Origin of the sequence: Thiofilum flexile DSM 14609, from assembly GCF_000380185.1 — a bacterium.
Classification (GTDB): domain Bacteria; phylum Pseudomonadota; class Gammaproteobacteria; order Thiotrichales; family Thiotrichaceae; genus Thiofilum; species Thiofilum flexile.
This window is the reverse complement of record NZ_KB904749.1, coordinates 84,196-103,340: the sequence shown is the minus strand read 5'-3', so window position 1 is coordinate 103,340 and position 19,145 is coordinate 84,196. Positions and strand designations below refer to the sequence as shown.

Sequence of the window (19,145 nt, the reverse complement as noted above, 5' to 3'; positions counted from 1 at the left end):
CTCTTACAATCGATGCCAAAGCTATCAGGATAACGCCATCAAGCCTTGATCTAGGTCAAGGCGGATGAGCAACCCTTTTTCATATGGTGAGCACATAATAGAACCCAGGATGGAATTATGTTTTGCTATCAATGTGAACAAACCCAACGTAGTGATACCGTGCTCGGCTGCGCCTCACAAAAAGGCAATTGCGGTAAAGATACCAATACCTCCGATTTACAAGATATTTTGATCTATCAACTGATCGGTTTAGCTGATTATGCTCAACACGCTCGCACCGTGGGTATTACTGATCAAGGCATTGATGACTTCATTCAGTATGGCATGTTTACTACTTTGACCAATGTGAATTTTAATGCCACACGCTTTGTAAATTTAATTCAGCAAGCTGCCAAACTACGCGATACCTTAAAAGCCCAGTTAGCCACCACTCCCCTTGCCAATCATACTTGGGTTGCAGCTGCCTCTTTTGCACCGACTAGTACGATGGAGGAGCTACTAAAACAACATCCGATTGCAGCGATTAACCGCGATCAAGCCGAAGTTGGGGCGGATGTGATTGGTTTACGCATGTTGATTTTATATGGCTTAAAAGGGGTTTGTGCCTACTCTCATCATGCTCGCACCTTAGGTTTTCGTGATAGTGCTATTGATGCAGATATTGCAAAACTACTGGCTTATTTGGGCACTGATCCCGTGGATATGGATGAGCTACTGGCTCAATCCTTAGCAGTCGGTGAAGTTAATTTGCGTGTGATGGAATTACTCGACCGTGCGAATAATGAAACCTTTGGTAATCAGACTGTTACTCAAGTGCGGGTTAGTCCTGTTGCGGGCAAAGCCATTCTAGTCAGTGGTCACGACCTACACGATTTAGCCCAAATTTTGGAGCAAACCAAAGACAGCGGTGTGAATGTTTATACACATGGCGAAATGCTCCCCGCGCATGCCTATCCGGGCTTAAAACGCTATCCGCATTTAGTGGGTAATTATGGGAGTGCTTGGCAAAATCAACAAATCGAATTCGCTGAATTCCCAGGGCCTATTATTTTAACCTCGAATTGCATTATCGAGCCGGATAAAAGCTATAAACAACGTATTTTTACCGTAGGCCCGGTAGGTTGGGCGGGGGTGCGCCATATTGATAATGGCGACTATAAAATGGCGATCCAAGCTGCTAAAGCGCTGCCCGGATTTAAAGAAAGCGCTCCCGAAAAATTTATTACTACCGGCTTTGGTCATCACACCGTATTAGGGGTGGCAGATAAAGTAGTTGCTGGGGTAAAAGCCGGAGCCATTCAGCACTTTTTTGTTATTGGTGGCTGTGATGGAGCTAAACCCGGACGTAATTACTACACCGAACTGGCACAAAGTACGCCCGCTAATAGCGTCGTACTGACCTTAGGCTGTGCGAAGTATCGCTTTAATCAACACGAATTCGGTGCTATTGACGGTATTCCGCGCTTACTCGATTTAGGGCAGTGTAATGATGCCTATTCAGCGATTAAAATCGCCAGTACGTTGGCTGGAGCCTTTGGTTGTAGCGTAAATGAGCTGCCCTTGTCCTTAATGATTTCTTGGTTTGAGCAAAAAGCCACCGCAGTCTTATTATCCCTCCTAGCAGTAGGTGTGAAAGGTATTCATTTAGGCCCCACGTTACCCGTTTATCTCACTCCGAATTTATTAGCGGTATTACAAGAACGCTTTGATATTCGGGTGAATAATACCCCTGAAGCTGATTTAAAACTGGCACTAGCGACGGCGGCTTAAGGGTTATTATGATGTCGGAATTCCAGATTCAATTAGTCACTCGTGACGAGCAAGTGCTGCAATTTAATTGCCTTGCAGGCGAGGATATTGTCAGTGCTGCCGAGCGAGCTGAATTGTATTTAATCAGTCAATGCCGTTCGGGTAGCTGTGGCGCATGTATCGGCACTGCCACACGCGGGCAGTATGTGCAAGATATTGATCCCGATATTGCTAACAGTATTGCACATACAGAACAGGTACTCTTATGCCGTACCTATCCACGCAGTGATTTGCAAGTAGTTCTGCCCTATGACGCCAATCAGGTACGTAAGCAACCGTTACCTATGCGCCAAGCCACTCTACTAGAAAAAAATTACCTCACCCCTGATACCTTGCAACTTAAATTGCAATTAATCGAAGACGAGGACGGTAATTTAAGCCTAGCCTTTGAGCCGGGGCAGTATATTGAAATCTGGATTCCGCAGACTGAGATTAAACGTGCCTATTCTATTGCCAATGCACCAAACTGGGATGGGGTATTAGAACTGCTGATTAAGCTGCGCTCCCACGGACAGTTTGCTCAGTATATTACTGAGCAGGCTCAAGTCGGCGATGTGCTCACCCTGCAAGGAGCCAGTGGTAACTTTACCCTACAAGATCGTGGCTTACGCCCTCGGTATTTTATTGCGGGCGGCTGTGGTCTCGCCTCTGTGATGGCAATGGTACGCCAAATGGCGGAATTGCAAGAACCCCATGAAGTGCAATTACTCTTTGGGGTATGGCGCGAAGAGGAGGTCTTTTACCAGTCCGAGCTGGCTGAATTAGCAGCAGACTATCCTAATCTGCACTATCAAATTTGTGTGCAGGATGCAACTCCGACGTGGCAAGGGTTTCATGGCTCAGTCGCGGATGCTTTTAAAGCCTTGATGCAAAACACACCCACTACCCCTGATATTTATATTTGTGGTTCTAATGGTTTAATTGAGCGTGTTGCTGAAGTGGCTGCCACATTTAATATCAGTAAAGACCAACTGATTCATGAGCATTATGGTGCTCAAGCTACTAACACTAGTCATTTTTGCCAAGAGGATAGCTGTAGTATGCCCTATGCTGTAGCGAGTTAATACTTAGCCTGCGGCTTAGTTCAATACCTAAGCCACAGGCTAGAATCATTAGTTATTTGGTATTTGGCTCGCAATGCATTTCGGGCGCACCAGCCCCCCAAGTGATCATAGCCCCTCCGTGATGCTCCCAGAAGCTCTCATTGCGCCCCTGATAACGTGCTCCACTACCACTAGGCTGTACATACATGAGTGACACACTGTCACCGCGCTCAGCGATTAAGGTCGCAGGTTCAGTCTTAAAGAAAGTGACTGTCACCTCATTAGCCGCATTCCCACCACAGCCATAACGCACAGGGCCAATGGCAGACACTAGCCGGTAACGAGCCTGTAGCTCAGCAATGCGTTGTTGATAGCTCTCTCTCACGCAAGCGGTCTTATCAGTACTTTTCCAGCAATCATCGCGCCCTTTAATCCAGCCGCGCTGTTCGGCTTTCAAAGTTGACCCAGGTTCATTCGCAGCCATTTTCAAGGCTTTTTTGTATACCCCCGCTAGTTTGAGATCAAGCGCTACTAAGGCTTTATCCTTACAAATCAACTCCGCGATACTGCCAGACTCTACCTTTTTACACGTGAATGACGGCTCCTGTGCCGCTTCAGCAACACCCATCTGTATCCAGCTCGAAGCAACTAGTGCAATCAACAACCCATACTTATTCATGAAAACTCCTTTTTTTCTGTGAACTTCACTTATTTTCATCGTTACTTGAGACACTAAAAACCATTTAAAGATTCATAGAAAACAGCGGGAATAATAAAATTACTGAATAGATTATGCGGGTTCAACCTCAAAACCCACGACATTTCGGCTTTCTTTACTAAACTCAACCCCAATAAGGTAAATCGGTAAACCAAGTGCCTTATATTTATCAGCATAGTGTTTGGCTTTTAACTGCTCTAATGCCTTACCCTCACCACTATTTTCAATCACTTTAAATTCAAATAGGTAAATATGCTGATTAAACTTTACTGCCATATCTAAGCGCCCTAGACTAGAACTATCCTCTACAATCGTTTCCATACCCAAAGCAGCAAAATGGGAATAGAATATGGAGGCATAGAACCCTTCATAATGAGCAATTAAACCCTTACTACTGTCATACCATTGATGAGGAATACTGGCAAAGAAGGCTTGGAAAATGGTTTTCAAACGCTCAAAATCATTAGCTTTCAAAGCCTGATAAAGATTTTTTCGATTGACAATAGGGGCACTACTTGGCTCACTCCAATACTGGAGTAAACTACCATTTAAGCTTTGATAGACCTCTCGATTAGGATAGCCTAAGGTATAGAAATAGTTATCATCTAAATTCTCAACTTGCTTAATCGTTAAATAGCCGGTTTGAAACATTAAGGCTTCAATCGCCATTTGGTCGATATCAAAGCTTGAGAGCAATTCATCATTACTTAAAAGTTGATTAAGCTGGGGAGTTTGTACTTTAGCTTTTTGTAAAGCGTGAATTAAAAAGGTAGGCGTTCCTGTTTCAAACCAATAATTTTTAAATTTACGTGTATCAAACAATAGCAAAATATCAAAAGGATTATAGACCCCTTCACCTAACCAATTATAACCATTATACCAAGCGCGTATTTCATCACGCTCTAATCCGGGTAGCTCTGCTGCAAACACGGTATCAATATCCTGATCGGTATAGCCACAAAGAGCGGAATAGCGTTCATCTAAAGTAATATCATTTAAATTATTTAATCCTGAAAATAAACTAACCTTAGAAAACTTACTCACTCCCGTTAAAAAACTAAATTTAATATGAGCATCATAATCTTTAATGGTGCTATAAAATCCACGTAAAAAATCCCGATTAGCTCGTGCTATTTCAGGGCTATCTAGTGCATCTAAAATCGGCTTATCATATTCATCGATTAAAATAACTACGGGTTGTCCCGCTTGCTGTTCAACAGCTTGAATTAATGCTCTAAAACGCTCTGGACAAGTAGAGTAGACAGATTGCTGATTAAACTGCTGCTCTAAGTTATCTAATTGTGCAGCTATATTTTGAGCTAGATAATTGATCTCTTTAAAATTACCACTGCCAAAACTAAAACGTAGTACTGGATATTTTACTGACCAATCCCAATCCTGCTCGGCTACTAAGCCTGTAAATAGAGCTTTATTACCTTCAAATAATTCTTTTAAGGTATCTAAGAATAAGCTTTTACCAAAACGGCGCGGGCGTGAGAGAAAATAGTGCTTACCCTCATCAACTAATCTGACTGCAAAAGCTGTTTTATCTACATAGTAGTAATTACCCTCTAAAATCTGGCTCAGGGTTTGTATGCCAATGGGGAGCTTTTTGCGCTGGGTCATGGGTTATTTTATCCTAATGCTCATTAGAGTAAGTTTAGCACACTCTAGTTTACCAATCTCAATGACAGGTATGCGATATGAATAACTCAGACAAACCTATCTTTTGGCGTGACTCACGTCTGCCCTATCTGGAGCTGCGGCAGGTTATAGATGGGCGCAAGGTCTGTTATGCGCCACATAGCCACCCCCAATGGTCTTTAGGCGCTATCACCGAGGGTAGCAGTCTATCTTCTTATCAGGGCAATACATTTCAGGTCAGTGCAGGCTCGCTGTTGATGATGAATCCCTATCGAGTTCATGCCTGCAATCCCCTCATGAATCAGCCTTGGAGCTATCTGATGTTGTATATTGATACGCAATGGTTAGCCTCTTTGCGGTATGAGTCTGGTTTGCTGGAGACTCCCTGCTGGCAAGACATCCCCACCACGCTCCTCACCGACCCCGAATACTATGCAGGCTACTGTCAGATGGCAGAATGCCTGCTCGATCCAGACAAGAATTGGCTGGACAAACAGACGGTTGTTATTGAATATTTGACTACCCTGATGTTCAAACTAGTCGGGCAAATATGGGAACTAAAACCACCTCCGAATGCCCCTGATACACTGCTGGCATTGGCTACCTATCTTCAGGATCATGCCACACAGACCGTAGCAGAGGTATCCTTAGATGCACTATGCGAGCGCTCTGGTTACAGCCCTAGTCATTTGATCCGAACCTTTCGATATTATTTCGGTTTGACACCACATGCCTACTGGATCAATGCGAGGATTCAGCTAGCACAACAGGAACTTAAACAGGGCAAACCGATTGCCGAAACCGCACTGAATGCAGGGTTTGCCGACCAACCCCATTTTCAACGTACCTTCAAACGTTTACTAGCTGTCACACCTAGACAATACCAACAAGCCTCATCCAATCAATAGGTAAATACAGCTAGCCGCCAGTAATAAAGCGAGTATTCGATTGATAGCGATTAGTATTTTAGGGTTATGAACATAGTGTCGCAAAAAGGCACCCGCATACACCCAACAGCTCAGGGATAACCAGCAAATGGGCAAGTAAATAGCGGCAAACAGCATAACTTGCCCCATATCGCTACCACTAGTATAAGTGCCGATACCAGAGGCTGAGGCAAGCCATGCTTTGGGATTGAGCCATTGCATAATAGCACCTGTCATAAAACCGGGGGCTTGGTCAATTTCCGCGTTTGAGACCTCACCCTTATCACGAAATAACTGGATGCTCAGATACAGTAGGAACGCGATACCCGCCCAACGCAACACCATATTAAACCCCGGTATAGCCATCAATACCGAGTAAAGCCCCAGACCAATAATAATAAACAGGGCAATAAAACCCAACGTAGCACCCGTAACAAAAATGAGTCCTCTAGAAATGGGATAGCGTGTACCGCTACTTAGCCCTATTAGATTCACAGGCCCTGGGGAAATCGATGCTGCCAATGCAAAAGCAGCCATAGGTAACATCAGTGAAAGTGTGGGTGTCATGGTAGTTTCTCTTAGTTGATGAAGCTCAACCGAAGTCTGCAACCATGCTGGTGTAAAGTATTGAACAAAATTGCCCGTGCGTACTCAGATAAGTACTTGAGTCAAAGTAATCGAGTATCTCCTCCGCAGCCGCTGTGAATACGTCCCTCTCGCCATGACTGCTTCAGAAATACCCACTTACTTTGGTATACCTACTTATAACAACCTATCTAAAAAACTCTGGCTATCAATAGTTTCCTGTATTAATCTTGTTTCGTCTAATCATGGAAATGTATAGATACCATTGATGATGTCTAACAGACTATCTCTGTAACATTAAATATTTTGATATCAAAACCTGTCCGTATTATCGCGGCTGCTGAACCCGATGTATTAACAGGATGATGAAATGAGTAATGAAAGAGATCGAGCCTGGAGAAGGTTCAAAAACTGGGTCAATAATGGAAGAGGCATGGGGACTGAAGAAAGATGGAAGCCCGAAAAAAACTGGAAAATGCTCTATGTTCGATCAGAAAAACAAGCCAGAGCTAAACAACTTGGCTTTGAATACCCCAGAAAAAGCAGCCGTCAACTGTTAGACCTTGAACTTTCACCGAATGAATAAGCCGTTAAATCTGTTATTTATTTGTAGTAGAAATCAGTGGCGCAGCCCTACAGCAGAAGCACTCTGGAAAAACGACCCCAGATTCAATACAAGATCTGCTGGTACTAGCCCTAAAGCAAGAAAAACCGTTAGCTCATCGGACATCCGATGGGCTGATATTATCTTTGTCATGGAAGAAAAACATAAAAACCGACTGATTGCCGAGTTTACGAGAATGCTGGACTATAAGCCGGTTTATGTTTTGGATATTCCCGATGACTATCACTACATGGACCCACAACTGATTCTTGAATTAGAAGCCAAAGTTAAACTGAGTTTTGTGGACATTCATCACACCAAATAAATCAACAATCAGGATAGTTTTAGCTCTGCTACCGCACCAGGCGTATCAATATCCCACAGCACTCCCTTATCCTCTACCTCTACTTGAGTTAACAGCGCTTGCTCACGCTGAATAATACTCCCTGCCCCCTTATCGCCTTGTAAAGTAATTAATTTATCCCTAAAGGCAGCGCTAAACCCTACCGGATGCCCACGTTGTCCTTGATAAAAAGGTGCAATCATCTTTGCCCCCTGCTCTAAACCTTGCCCCACCCTTTGCAAAGTATTTAAGCTAATAAAGGGCATATCCCCTAAAGCAATAACCCAACCTTTTACCTCAAAAGCACTCAATACCCCTAACGCTAAGCTCGTACCCATGCCTTGCTTGGCCTCTTGATTGATGACTATTTCAATAGTGTCCTGCTCTAATAAGGCTTGTAGTGCTACATACTCAGGACTTAGCACAGCGATCACTCTTTCAAACACTGCTTTAAGATGACGTGCTGACTGCACACCCATCACTACACCATTCGGCAATACATGCAGCAATTTTTGCGAGCCAAAACGGGTACTTTGCCCAGCGGCTAACAGAATGGCGGGATATTGAGAACTAATTTTTTGCATACACTATCCTAGTACCTGCATGAGATATTGCACCGGATGCTGTGCTTGAAACGACTGCTCACTCAACTGATGACGACAGGAAAAACCACTGGCTAATAAGGTTTGTTTGGAGTGCGTGGCCTGCTCCACCGTTTCGCGCCAATGGGTATTAAAAATTTGCTCTGATAAAGCTTCATTCACGGCTTCATGCCCAAAGAGTCCTGCCATGCCACAACAGCCACTGCTACGCACCGAGAGCTTTAAACCTAAATACCCAAAAAGTGTTTGCCACTGTTGCATACTGACTTTCGAGGCGGTTTGTTCCATACAGTGGGGTAATAATAAAGCACCACTCTCCGAGCGCACCCTACTTTTTAATGGCTCCAAATACTCGATATGTTGAGTAAGCCACGCCTCTAACGCCTGTACTTTAGGCAGCATCTCACTCACGGCTCGATACTCCTGTTGATAGAGTAAGCGTGTTACCACATCCACACTCACTAGCGGCAAACCCTGTGCGGCATAATGTGCTAATGCCTGTGCCTGAGCTTTAGCAACCTGCTCAAACTGTTTACTAAAACCTTTTACATACAAAGCCTTACCATTATTTAATACTGGTGCCACTATCACCTGTACTTGTAAAGCGCTTAATAGATCAATCGCACTTTGTAACACTGAACGATCAAAATTGGCATTAAAACTATCCGGCAGTAATACCACTTGCGCTTTAGGCTGGGGTATAGAGGGAATATGTAAGGTTTGTGTGGAAAAATGGGGCAAGTGAACTAAACCTAGCTGCCGCAGCAAGCGCTTAGATAAGGGATTATGCAATAGCCTATTCGTCCAGCGTGGAGCTTTACGCCCCCAATAAGCTAAGGATTCAAAATGGGCAAAAGCATAATCTCGTAGCGGGCGGCGTTTGTTCTGATGATAGGTATGCAAAAACTGCGATTTTAACTTGGGTATATCCACCTTAACCGGACAACTATAACTACACGACTGGCAAGACAGGCAAGCGGATAACGATTGATAAACCTCCTCACTCAATGGCTCTAGAATAGTACTGGAGGTATCTAAACTGTTTAAACGTGCCCACTCGCGTAATAAAGCCGCGCGGCCTTTGGGTGAGTAGCTACGATTTTTAGTGGCCCGATAGGAGGGGCACATCGCCTCTTGTGTTGACCACGAAAAGCATTGCCCATTGCCATTACAGCGCACCGCATCATGATAGGCCGCTGCATACTCGGTATTTAATTCAGCATCAAATTGCCCGCGTAAAGGAACCGTATCAATACGATCTAAAGCCCTCAGAGTATGAGGATCACTCTTAGGCGTTGCTAATTTATGGGGATTAAAACAATTATGAGGGTCAAAAAGGGCTTTGAGTTCTTGTACTATGGGGTATAAGGTGGCCTCAAAGAAAAAGGGTACATATTCACCACGAAAACCTTTGCCATGCTCACCCCAAAGTAATCCGCCATATTTTTTAGCTAGCTGTGCTACCCCATCACTAATCGGTCGAATCAAGCTTTGATCCGTTACCTGGCGCATATCTAGCAGGGGTCGTACATGCAAACAGCCCACATCCGCATGCCCAAACATGCCATATTGCAAACCATAGCTATCTAATAAAGCACGAAACTCCCGAATAAAATCGGGCAAATATTCTGGCGGTACGGCTGCATCCTCTACAAATGGAATCCCGCGTCGTGCCCCTTCTAAACCGCCCAATAAGCCCACAGCCCGTGTGCGTAGTGACCACAGTGCATTCATAGCAAAAGGTCGCACTTCCACTAAATGAGTCACCACTTGGAATGCCGCGCTAGACTGCTGAATCAAAGTAGTTAAATAAGCGCATTGTTCGGTAATACTCTCCGCTGTCTCGCCACAGACCTGAATAAAATTCGCCCCCAAAATCGGCTGAGTACTGTGTTTTAAGGTATCACCTAATACCGTTTGCAAATCTTGCCATAGAGAGTCTTGCTGCACTAGGGTCAAAATCTTGTCATCCACTACTTCAATAGCGACCGGATCGGCGGGGAGTAAGGTGGGAATATGTTCTAAAGCAGACAGGAAATCAGCATAAAATACCGCAATCAAGGCTTCATGTTTGGGGAGAGGGATCGCTTTTATAGTAATACTTTGGGTGAGTGCTAAAGTCCCCTCCGAACCGGCTAGTAAATAGGCTAGATTGATTTGTGGGGTTTGACTATCGGACTGAGGTACTAAGGCTTGCTTGAGATTATAACCCGTCAGACCTCGATTCATTTTGGGAAAAATACGCTCAATAGCGGCTTGATGCGGGGCAATTAAATCATGACAGGCTTGATAGAGGGGGTGGGTATTTAGCGGTTCATTACCCTTGACGGTGAGTGTGGAGCCATCGGCTAATACCACCTCTAGCTCCACAATATAATCCGAGGTTTTGCCATACACACGCGAGCCTTTACCGGAGGCATCGGTTGCCACCATCCCACCAATCGTGGCACGTGAAGCCGTCGAGACTTGAGGTGGGAAAAATAAACCATGTGGGGCTAGAAATGCATTGAGCTGATCGAGGACTACGGCAGGCTGCACTTTCACCGTCTGTGCGACCGGGTCAAAGGCTAAAATCTCGGTTTGATAACGCGCAAAATCCACCACAATACCCGTATTCAGTGATTGCCCATTCGTGCCAGTATTCCCACCACGAGCGACTAAGGCTAGATCCGTATTCGTATAGTCCTGCAGTGCTTGCACGATAAGCTTTAGATCATCGACTGCTTTTGGATACAGGATAGCTAAGGGCAGCACTTGATAAATACTGTTATCGGTAGCCGCGACAATACGCGCTCCATACTGCGTTTCTATATCGCCTGCAAACCCACTAGCGCGTAATTGCCCTAAATAGTATTCGAGTATCTCAACCATGTAGCACCGCAAGACACTGTGCTAAAGATTGCTGTTCTATACGGGCATACCATTCAAAGGCATCCAATACCTGCACACCCAGCGCTTGCTCAAAGGCTTGTTGGCTGGCCTGTGCGGTAAAATCATTGGCGGCATCAGCGGCTAAATTCGAGCGGAAAATACCGGCTGCACTCACAGGTAGGAAGTCTTCATAAATAATAGGTAGGGGCAGAATAATACCGTTCTTAATTAACTCCTCGATACTCTGTTTCGCGCCTTTGACCGTATCGGTTTGTAAGTGATAGGTAAAATAAGCGAGTTCTTCTTGTCGAAGCTGTGTTAAATCATCAGGAAAGGCCTGAAATACCTCCTGCAAAACGTGGTAGTAATGTTTAGGGTCAGCTTCAGGCTGGGGCACTCGCTCTCGGACTTGTGCTAATAGCTCATCATATAAAGCTCGACCTTTAGGGGTTAGCGCTACTCCCCGCTGCTCAATCTCACCAAAGCGAGCGGTATGAGTACCTGTCTGCCAAGTACCAACGTTAGTTTTAAACTGAATCGCTTCCTCTAAGGCTTTAAAGCTGGTTTGACGCAATAAGATAGGGTGTTGGCGCTTTGGCGGCCCTTCAATAATTGTTTTAGCCTCAATCCCCTGCGCTAACATTGCCGCTTGTGCCTGATCAATATCTAAGGTGCGTGGGGTCAGGTGATTAATATGTGGCCCTTTAAAGCACACAATATCCGCAACTAAAGGGTGCAATGCTTTTAATTGTTGATAGGTGTCCTCATCCACCGCCGCCTCACTTTGCCAACGAAACACATTAAGCGCCTCTGTTACAAAATGATCGGCCTGATACGCAGTTAAGCCCCCCTGCTCCTCCGCCAGTTCAATTAAGTCTATTAGTTCAGGGTGAAAGATTCTCCGCTTGGCTAATAGCGCTTTGATACGCTCTTGCAATGCCTGATCGGGAATTAACTCTAGGCGTAATAAGGAGGTAAAAATACGAAAGGGATTCACGGCTAAATCATTAGCATCCACCGGACGAAACGCGGTCGAATGAACCGGAAGCCCTGCTATACCAAGATCATAATAACCCACAGCCTGCATACCCAAGACCGCAAACAGGCGGCGCATGGTATGTAGTTCTGCAGCGGTGCCTAAGCGAATAGCCCCGTGACGCTCTTGGCTTAGGCGCACTAGGTCGGTATCTCGCTCTGAGCGGGGTAAATCATCAGAGTGCTCCGCTAAATACTGCCCATTAACCTCAACAACCAGATCAACTAACGCCCCATATAAGGGCACTTCAGTACGATACATCGCTGATAATGCTTGGGAGAACTGCTCCCGCAGTTGATTAGGGCTGATCAAAACACTATCAAACATATCACTCCTCTCCTACTATTAAGATCAAGAAGGCTAGCTTTATTAGCTTTTCACCGCAAGCGCTATGATTTTTACGGCGGCATAGATATTGCTTTGCAGTATAGGCCATTATTTAGGCAAGTAGATATCCCAAGGTAATCGAGTATTTCTGGAGCAGTCTTGGCGGCAGGGATGCCGCCTTGTAGCGTACAGGGAGGTATTCACAGCGGCTGCGGAAGAAATACTCGATTACTTTGACGCAAATACTTAATACCACCAAGGATAGGAGTTGACTATGACTAAATTGACCACACTCATTGCTAGTGCATTAATAGCTCTCAGCCTCACCACCACCGCACAGGCAGCGGATAAATTGATATTAGGTAATGATGGTGCTTATGCGCCTTTTCATAGCAAAGATAAAGACGGTAACTTAATTGGCTTTGATATTGAAATCGGTAATGCATTGTGTAAAGTCATGGAAGTGGAATGTGAGTGGGTAACAACCGATTGGGATAGTTTAATTCCCGCACTCGATGCCAAAAAAATCGATGCCATTCTTTCTTCTATGTCGATTACCTCAGAACGTAAGAAGAAAATCGATTTTACCCAGAAATATTATAGTACCCCGATTCAGTGTGTGCGCGAAGTGGGTAAAGAGGCTGATCCTAGTGACCCAGAAAAAGTTAAAGGTAAAAAGGTGGGCGTCCAAAGTGGTGTAGTCGCGGATAATTTCGCACGGGCTAAATTTAAAGATCTTGCCGAAGTCATCGCTTATAAAACACAAGAAGAGGCTGATTTAGATTTATTAGCGGGTCGCCTTGATTTAGTGTGTGCTGACTCTGTCGTACTGGTTCCCTTTATTAAAGAAGAGAAAAATGTGGGCAAGATTGAACTCATAGGGGGTGATTTTACCGATGTAGCCTTTGTAGGAGAAGGGGTTGGTATTGGGGTACGTAAAGGCGAGACCGAGTTAGCTGAAAAATTTAATCAAGCCATTCAAAAAATCCGTGATGACGGTACTTATGCCGAAATTAATAAAAAATATTTTGATTTTGATCTCTACGGTAATTAATACCTGAAACTAGAGTAGCTTTAGGGCTACTCTAGTCTTAGCGTTTGAGTATCGATCAGTTAAACCACAACTAATGCAGCATAGAAGGGAATTTCGGTGCGCTACAGCGCTGATAACGCTCGAACAGTGCTGAAACTGAACTCACTTTCTTAGCTGATCAATCAAGCACAAAGCTAAACTGCTGTTATTTCTATCGTGTTACTTTTACTCAAGATAGAGGGGACTTTTAGCTTTTCACCGCAAGCGCTATGATTTTTACTTGCTTTATTAAGCTGATTGTTTTATTGCTTAGCATATCTCATTCGCCGCAGCTGGGAACTACACATGACAACTGACCACACCCTTGTCGTCAATAATATTACTAAACGTTTTGGAGAACTCTCTGTTCTCAATGGTATTTCTCTCACCGCCAATAAAGGGGATGTCATTTCACTCTTAGGCTCAAGTGGCTCCGGTAAAAGTACTTTTTTACGCTGTATCAATCTGTTAGAGATTCCCGATACCGGCGAAGTATGGGTCAATGGTGAACTTATTGAAATGACTCAGCACCGAGGCAAAACAGCACCGAAAAGTGCTAAACAAGTCGACCGTATTCGCACCCGTCTCGGCATGGTGTTTCAGGGTTTTAATCTCTGGAGTCACCGCACTATTTTAGAAAATGTCATGGAAGCCCCCGTGCATGTACTCAAAACCTCCAAAGCCGAAGCCAAAGAATACGCTATGGAGCTACTCAATAAAGTAGGGATCGCGCAAAAAGCTGATAGCTACCCCGATCATTTATCCGGCGGACAACAACAACGGGTTGCTATTGCGCGGGCTTTAGCTATGAAACCAGATGTTATGCTGTTTGATGAACCCACCTCCGCCCTCGACCCTGAATTAGTTGGGGAAGTATTGCGCGTGATGCGTCAACTTGCGGATGAAGGTATGACTATGCTAGTCGTCACTCATGAAATGGGCTTTGCCCGTGAAGTGTCCTCTCAAGTCGTGTTTCTGCATCAGGGGCGCATTGAGGAACAGGGTACGCCCGATCAATTATTTAATAATCCCCAAACCGAACGCTGTCAGCAGTTTTTAGCGAATCAATATAAATAGCTTAAGTAAGACTTTTTTACTATCACAACTATGTAATGTAACCCGTCCAACGATAGGACTATAGGAGTTGACTCATGACTAAACTAACCACGCTCATTGCTAGTGCGTTAATAGCTCTCAGCCTCACCGCAACCGGACAAGCAGCGGATAAACTGCTATTGGGTACTGAAGGCGCTTATGCTCCTTTTAATAGTAAAGATAAAGACGGTAACTTAGTCGGTTTTGATATTGAGATTGGCAATGCGCTGTGTAAAGCCATGGAAGTGGAATGCGAATGGGTTACATCAGACTGGGATGGCTTGATTCCAGCACTTGATGCCAAAAAATTCGATGCGATTATTGCCTCTATGTCGATTACAGCAGAGCGTAAAGAAAAAATCGATTTTACCAAAAAATATTATAGCACCCCGATTAAATGTGTGCGCGAAGTCGGTAAAGACGTTGATCCTAGTGACACTGAAAAAACTAAAGGCAAAGCCGTTGGCGTACAAAGTGGTGTCGTTGCCGATAATTTTGCACGCGCTAAGTTTAAAGATATTGCCGAAGTGACTGCGTATAAAACGCAAGAAGAGGCTAATTTAGATTTATTATCGGGTCGTCTGGATTTAGTGTGTGCCGATTCTGTGGTACTCGCTCCTTTCGTTAAAGACGAAAAGAATGCCGGTAAAGTAGAATTCGTCGGTGGTGATTTTACCGATGTTGAATTCGTCGGTGAAGGTGTAGGTATCGGTGTGCGTAAAGGCGAGACAGAGTTAGCTGAAAAATTTAATCAAGCGATTCAAAAAATTCGTGATGATGGCACTTATGCCGAAATCAATAAAAAGTATTTTGACTTTGATCTTTATGGTAATTAATTAATGCCTAAAACTAGAGTAGTTTTAAGGCTACTCTAGTTTAGACCAAATAAGTAAACTCATAACTACCGACAAGTAATTTCAGTAAAGCGATCACAAAAGGAACCATTGCAGGCTTGTCCACTAAATAACTTTGAGGGTGGACTATTCCAAGCAATTTCATGGCTCACAGAGGTACTATAACCTTTTTTGAGGCAGTATAAATCTGCAGCAGGCTTACCACAATTTGTTGCCCATGTAGTACAAATATCTAAACTCACTCCATTAACTGTCGGGTTTCTAAAAATTACAACTTTTGTACTACAGGTAATACTGGCAAATCGATCACAATCAGGCACTGTGCAGCGTTGTCCGGTCTTAGGCAGAATCGTAGGGGGTGCATCATAGACAATAGTATGGCGACGTGAACTCGCACCGGAACCTAAGGATAAACGACAAAAATAATCGGCAGCAGGCTTACCACAATTTGTTGCCCAAGTTAGGCATATATCCACCGCATTACCTTGGTAAGTAGGATTACTATAAAGCGTAGGTTTGTTTTGGGAATAAGCCGTTCCCCCTAAACTAGGGGCTACTACTAGTGCATAGGCATTATTAACCATCAGTAGTAAAGCTAAACTTATAGTGATTAAGTATTTTATTAGCAACATGTTACACCTCTCAAGGTTAATCGCATAGGAGCCGTGTTTAAGTTCTAACTATTCACCGAGCTTTAAAAGTAAAAAATATTACCCTTAATCCAGTTAAAGATTAATAAAATTAAATAGATATTGTTATAGAAATGACACTTAATTAAAATACCATAAAGATACCAACAAAAGCAATCATTTTCACAAGGCAATTGCTTGAATCTTTATTGTTGTAGAAGCACGTAGCAAGGTAGCCGCTAGACCCAGTAATAGGATTTCGAGCAGCAGATAGATCAGTTTGGCAAGTTGACGCGGATCTTTTAGGGGCGGCAGATGCTCCATCAGACAGCTTACGGCATTTGCCCTGTCTAAGAGCGGGCTGCCCCTTTGCAAATCCCCCAATATTTAGTATTCTAATTAAGAATCAAGGGGGTGCTCATATCCCATCTTCCCACAAGAAAAGACTCATCGGTCATTGAAGCATTGTGTGACTTGCTTATTCGGCACAATAGTCACGTATTCCATTGAGATAACATAACTCTATATTCTGTTATTGGCTCAAGCGAGTTTAAGAGTGGGACAAAACTCGTGCGATACTGACGGAGATTATGTTATGCCTTTCTCTATTTCTGCCAATACTCTCAAGCATCAAGCTAAAATCGTTGTCAAATTTTGGCCTTTCAAACACATCAAAACCACACAAGCTCGCCAACTATTGACCCAATTGTATGGCTATAAAGATGATCATCATTACCAAAAACTACTTGCATCGCCTCATGCTCCCTTTGCACCTATCACCGAATCGGTATTGATTAGCCAGTATAAATTATGGGTAAAAAACCTAGCCGACCTAGGTTCTATGAATCAAAACCAAGCCAAAGCTCTATTACATCAACTATGGCCCGCTTACCTTAACCAACAAATAGCGCTGACCGATAAACTTTACCGTGTCAGTTTTCGTTTTTATGGTGACTGTAATGATTTTTTAGCCGGAGAAATGCTCAATCAAGATATTAGCTACGCCTTCGATGATCGCCCTTCGATTAAAGACAGTATTGAAGCATTAGGTATTCCGCATACCGAAGTAGGTGCCATTCAAGTCGATCAACAATGGGTAGGCTTTGAGTATCTCTTGCAAGATGGGCAAACGGTCAAGGTATTTCCACACCCCAATCAAGACACCACTCACCCATTACCCTACATGCCATCCCCTCGCCCCTGTTTCTTACTGGATGTCCATTTAGGTGCTCTAGCACGTTATTTACGTCTAGCCGGATTTAACTGTCTACATGAAAACCAAGACTATGGTGATGCGGTATTAGCTGAGATAGCCGCTAGTCATACCTGTATTTTACTCACGCGCGATATAGGATTGCTCAAGCGCTCCAAAATTAAATATGGGCGTTGGATCAGAAACGTGTTACCTGAGCAACAATTCAAAGAGGTGGTACAGCACTATCAATTACACTCGGCCTTTCAACCCTTCACCTACTGCGTAAAATGTAATGGACACATTAAGCCTGTTGCTAAAAATAGTGTTCAAGCCTTAGTTCCTGCGGGTGTATTTGCGTGGCAACAAGACTATCAACAATGCCAAAACTGCGGACAAGTGTTTTGGAAAGGTTCGCATTTCAAAAAAATCATGCAAATTTTACAAGAAGTAGCCTAGGGGGCTGTCATGTCTAACACATTCAATACGGGAATAGAACAAATCCCACTAACCCAAAAACAATCCCAAAAACACTATCAAACCCAGCATGATCAGGCCATTATCGCAGCGACTCAACGCTATCGGCAAGAACCCCTATTTCTTGAGGATGGCACCCTGCTAGGACAACCCCAGACCCTGCTTAACTATCAACCCAGCAGCCATACCCTATTCCGACCACGCCGTTGCTATATTTGTAAGGAGCGCTATGTTGAGGTGCACCACTTTTATCACCAACTGTGCCCACATTGTGCTGACTATAACTACCAGCAACGCACTAATAACGCTGACCTCAACGGGCGTGCTGCACTAGTCACCGGTGGGCGTATCAAAATAGGTTATGAAATTGCTTTAAAATTGTTACGAGCAGGTGCGCATGTCATAGTCACCACACGCTTTAAACACGACGCGGTGGCTCGCTATATGCAAGAAAGAGACTACCCTGAATGGCAACAACGTCTCACTATCTATGGCTTAGATTTACGACATATCCCAACCGTAGAATCTTTTATTAGTTACTTGACTACTCAAGGTCAACCTATTGATATATTGATTAATAATGCCGCTCAAACTATCAAAAAATCTGACGATTATTATCGAGCCATGGCTATTCGTGAGCAGAAATGCTTACCCCTTGCAGCCAGTAACTGTTTGGGATCGTTCAAGGATAAACAACTTGAGCAGTATCAGCAGCACTATTTGAGCCTTCCTACACATCATCACATTCATACAGAAAGTAAAGTGGATGAATTTGGTGAACCACTGGATAGGCGACCCCATAACTCTTGGTTAAGCACATTAGAATCGGTAGATACGGTAGAGTATTTAGAGACCCAAATTATAAATGCAATGGCTCCCTTTTTATTCAATAGTCGTTTGAAACCGTTAATGATGCAATCACCTTTCCCACAACGCTTTATTGTAAATGTATCAGCGATGGAGGGGCAATTTAATCGTGAAAATAAAACCCACCGCCACCCTCATACTAATATGGCAAAAGCCGCCTTAAATATGATGACACGAACATCCGCACAGGATTATCAGCAGGTTGGAATCTACATGAATAGTGTTGATACCGGCTGGGTAACACAAGAAAATCCCTTCCCAATAAAAGAGCGTAACCGCCGCAAGGGAATTGTGCCACCACTAGACTGCATTGATGGCGCAGCACGAGTACTTGTACCTATTTTTGATGCTGTGAATAATAAGGGCTTGGTTTATGGTAAGTTTTTAAAGGATTATCAGCCTACTGCATGGTAAGACTAATACAGAAAAAAGCCCCCTTTCAGCATCGCCC

The 19,145-nt window shown here is 43.9% G+C and carries 17 protein-coding genes; 10 read left to right on the top strand and 7 right to left on the bottom strand.

Annotated elements, in window-relative coordinates; genetic code table 11:
* Nucleotides 1-117 precede the first annotated feature (117 nt).
* Both hcp and A3IK_RS0103475 read left to right on the top strand, forming a co-directional pair.
* Nucleotides 118-1,770, top strand: a complete 1,653-nt coding sequence (gene hcp, locus A3IK_RS0103480; RefSeq protein WP_020558583.1) for a hydroxylamine reductase — start codon at nucleotides 118-120, stop codon at nucleotides 1,768-1,770.
* An 8-nt stretch (nucleotides 1,771-1,778) separates the two neighbouring features.
* The gene (locus A3IK_RS0103475) at nucleotides 1,779-2,873 is read left to right on the top strand and encodes an FAD-binding oxidoreductase (protein ID WP_110690255.1); all 1,095 of its coding nucleotides are present in this window, start codon (nucleotides 1,779-1,781) and stop codon (nucleotides 2,871-2,873) included.
* A 52-nt stretch (nucleotides 2,874-2,925) separates the two neighbouring features.
* Here A3IK_RS0103475 and A3IK_RS0103470 read toward each other — a convergent pair whose 3' ends face one another.
* Together A3IK_RS0103470 and A3IK_RS0103465 are read right to left on the bottom strand one after the other, a co-directional pair.
* A complete protein-coding gene (locus A3IK_RS0103470) occupies nucleotides 2,926-3,531 on the bottom strand; it encodes an MliC family protein (protein ID WP_020558581.1) in 606 nt (201 codons plus the stop codon).
* A 111-nt stretch (nucleotides 3,532-3,642) separates the two neighbouring features.
* Entirely contained in the window at nucleotides 3,643-5,196 is a 1,554-nt protein-coding gene (locus A3IK_RS0103465) for an ATP-binding protein (RefSeq protein WP_020558580.1), read from the bottom strand.
* A gap of 77 nt (nucleotides 5,197-5,273) precedes the next feature.
* On the opposite strand from A3IK_RS0103465, the gene A3IK_RS0103460 reads away from it, so the two are divergent.
* Nucleotides 5,274-6,122, top strand: a complete 849-nt coding sequence (locus A3IK_RS0103460; RefSeq protein ID WP_020558579.1) for an AraC family transcriptional regulator — start codon at nucleotides 5,274-5,276, stop codon at nucleotides 6,120-6,122.
* Here the strand turns inward: A3IK_RS0103460 and A3IK_RS0103455 are convergent.
* Entirely contained in the window at nucleotides 6,108-6,707 is a 600-nt protein-coding gene (locus A3IK_RS0103455) for a LysE family translocator (RefSeq protein ID WP_020558578.1), read from the bottom strand. The genes A3IK_RS0103460 and A3IK_RS0103455 overlap by 15 nt on opposite strands.
* 388 nt (nucleotides 6,708-7,095) lie before the next feature.
* On the opposite strand from A3IK_RS0103455, the gene A3IK_RS0103450 reads away from it, so the two are divergent.
* Both A3IK_RS0103450 and A3IK_RS0103445 read left to right on the top strand, forming a co-directional pair.
* Nucleotides 7,096-7,311: a hypothetical protein gene (locus A3IK_RS0103450; protein WP_020558577.1), complete on the top strand. Its 216-nt coding sequence runs from the start codon at nucleotides 7,096-7,098 to the stop codon at nucleotides 7,309-7,311.
* Entirely contained in the window at nucleotides 7,304-7,654 is a 351-nt protein-coding gene (locus A3IK_RS0103445; RefSeq protein WP_020558576.1) for a low molecular weight protein tyrosine phosphatase family protein, read from the top strand. Before A3IK_RS0103450 ends, A3IK_RS0103445 begins: the two co-directional genes overlap by 8 nt.
* An 8-nt stretch (nucleotides 7,655-7,662) precedes the next feature.
* On the opposite strand, the gene A3IK_RS0103440 is transcribed toward A3IK_RS0103445, so the two are convergent.
* From A3IK_RS0103440 to hglS, 3 genes are read right to left on the bottom strand one after another with little or no spacing between them, the layout of a single operon-like run.
* Complete coding sequence (locus tag A3IK_RS0103440) at nucleotides 7,663-8,256, bottom strand: nucleotidyltransferase family protein (protein WP_020558575.1); 594 nt, start codon at nucleotides 8,254-8,256, stop codon at nucleotides 7,663-7,665.
* A gap of 3 nt (nucleotides 8,257-8,259) precedes the next feature.
* Nucleotides 8,260-11,145, bottom strand: a complete 2,886-nt coding sequence (locus A3IK_RS0103435) for an FAD-binding and (Fe-S)-binding domain-containing protein (protein WP_020558574.1) — start codon at nucleotides 11,143-11,145, stop codon at nucleotides 8,260-8,262.
* Complete coding sequence (gene hglS, locus A3IK_RS0103430) at nucleotides 11,138-12,508, bottom strand: 2-oxoadipate dioxygenase/decarboxylase HglS (protein ID WP_020558573.1); 1,371 nt, start codon at nucleotides 12,506-12,508, stop codon at nucleotides 11,138-11,140. Before hglS ends, A3IK_RS0103435 begins: the two co-directional genes overlap by 8 nt.
* Nucleotides 12,509-12,782: 274 nt before the next feature.
* Between hglS and A3IK_RS0103425 the strand changes: the two genes are divergently transcribed.
* The 3 genes from A3IK_RS0103425 (at nucleotide 12,783) to A3IK_RS0103415 (ending at nucleotide 15,511) form a co-directional block, all read left to right on the top strand.
* Nucleotides 12,783-13,562 (top strand): transporter substrate-binding domain-containing protein, encoded by a 780-nt coding sequence (locus tag A3IK_RS0103425; RefSeq protein ID WP_020558572.1) that lies wholly within the window; start codon nucleotides 12,783-12,785, stop codon nucleotides 13,560-13,562.
* A 324-nt stretch (nucleotides 13,563-13,886) separates the two neighbouring features.
* Nucleotides 13,887-14,657: an ABC transporter ATP-binding protein gene (locus tag A3IK_RS0103420; RefSeq protein ID WP_020558571.1), complete on the top strand. Its 771-nt coding sequence runs from the start codon at nucleotides 13,887-13,889 to the stop codon at nucleotides 14,655-14,657.
* Nucleotides 14,658-14,731: 74 nt separating this feature from the next.
* The gene (locus A3IK_RS0103415) at nucleotides 14,732-15,511 is read left to right on the top strand and encodes a transporter substrate-binding domain-containing protein (RefSeq protein WP_020558570.1); all 780 of its coding nucleotides are present in this window, start codon (nucleotides 14,732-14,734) and stop codon (nucleotides 15,509-15,511) included.
* A 65-nt stretch (nucleotides 15,512-15,576) separates the two neighbouring features.
* On the opposite strand, the gene A3IK_RS20075 is transcribed toward A3IK_RS0103415, so the two are convergent.
* Entirely contained in the window at nucleotides 15,577-16,161 is a 585-nt protein-coding gene (locus A3IK_RS20075) for a hypothetical protein (RefSeq protein WP_020558569.1), read from the bottom strand.
* Nucleotides 16,162-16,753: 592 nt separating this feature from the next.
* Here A3IK_RS20075 and A3IK_RS20640 point away from each other — a divergent pair.
* Complete coding sequence (locus A3IK_RS20640) at nucleotides 16,754-17,809, top strand: Mut7-C RNAse domain-containing protein (protein ID WP_020558568.1); 1,056 nt, start codon at nucleotides 16,754-16,756, stop codon at nucleotides 17,807-17,809.
* A gap of 9 nt (nucleotides 17,810-17,818) precedes the next feature.
* Complete coding sequence (locus A3IK_RS18380) at nucleotides 17,819-19,108, top strand: SDR family NAD(P)-dependent oxidoreductase (protein ID WP_020558567.1); 1,290 nt, start codon at nucleotides 17,819-17,821, stop codon at nucleotides 19,106-19,108.
* The last annotated feature ends 37 nt before the right edge of the window (nucleotides 19,109-19,145 follow it).

Coding starts and splice junctions, on each gene's coding strand:
- A3IK_RS0103445 (WP_020558576.1), top strand. CDS start 7,304: ATGAATAAGCCGTTAAATCTGTTATTTATTTGTAGTAGAAATCAGTGG.
- A3IK_RS0103440 (WP_020558575.1), bottom strand. CDS start 8,256: ATGCAAAAAATTAGTTCTCAATATCCCGCCATTCTGTTAGCCGCTGGG.
- A3IK_RS0103460 (WP_020558579.1), top strand. CDS start 5,274: ATGAATAACTCAGACAAACCTATCTTTTGGCGTGACTCACGTCTGCCC.
- A3IK_RS0103475 (WP_110690255.1), top strand. CDS start 1,779: ATGATGTCGGAATTCCAGATTCAATTAGTCACTCGTGACGAGCAAGTG.
- A3IK_RS0103415 (WP_020558570.1), top strand. CDS start 14,732: ATGACTAAACTAACCACGCTCATTGCTAGTGCGTTAATAGCTCTCAGC.
- hglS (WP_020558573.1), bottom strand. CDS start 12,508: ATGTTTGATAGTGTTTTGATCAGCCCTAATCAACTGCGGGAGCAGTTC.
- A3IK_RS0103450 (WP_020558577.1), top strand. CDS start 7,096: ATGAGTAATGAAAGAGATCGAGCCTGGAGAAGGTTCAAAAACTGGGTC.
- A3IK_RS0103420 (WP_020558571.1), top strand. CDS start 13,887: ATGACAACTGACCACACCCTTGTCGTCAATAATATTACTAAACGTTTT.
- A3IK_RS0103455 (WP_020558578.1), bottom strand. CDS start 6,707: ATGACACCCACACTTTCACTGATGTTACCTATGGCTGCTTTTGCATTG.
- A3IK_RS0103465 (WP_020558580.1), bottom strand. CDS start 5,196: ATGACCCAGCGCAAAAAGCTCCCCATTGGCATACAAACCCTGAGCCAG.
- A3IK_RS0103470 (WP_020558581.1), bottom strand. CDS start 3,531: ATGAATAAGTATGGGTTGTTGATTGCACTAGTTGCTTCGAGCTGGATA.
- hcp (WP_020558583.1), top strand. CDS start 118: ATGTTTTGCTATCAATGTGAACAAACCCAACGTAGTGATACCGTGCTC.
- A3IK_RS20075 (WP_020558569.1), bottom strand. CDS start 16,161: ATGTTGCTAATAAAATACTTAATCACTATAAGTTTAGCTTTACTACTG.
- A3IK_RS0103425 (WP_020558572.1), top strand. CDS start 12,783: ATGACTAAATTGACCACACTCATTGCTAGTGCATTAATAGCTCTCAGC.
- A3IK_RS18380 (WP_020558567.1), top strand. CDS start 17,819: ATGTCTAACACATTCAATACGGGAATAGAACAAATCCCACTAACCCAA.
- A3IK_RS20640 (WP_020558568.1), top strand. CDS start 16,754: ATGCCTTTCTCTATTTCTGCCAATACTCTCAAGCATCAAGCTAAAATC.
- A3IK_RS0103435 (WP_020558574.1), bottom strand. CDS start 11,145: ATGGTTGAGATACTCGAATACTATTTAGGGCAATTACGCGCTAGTGGG.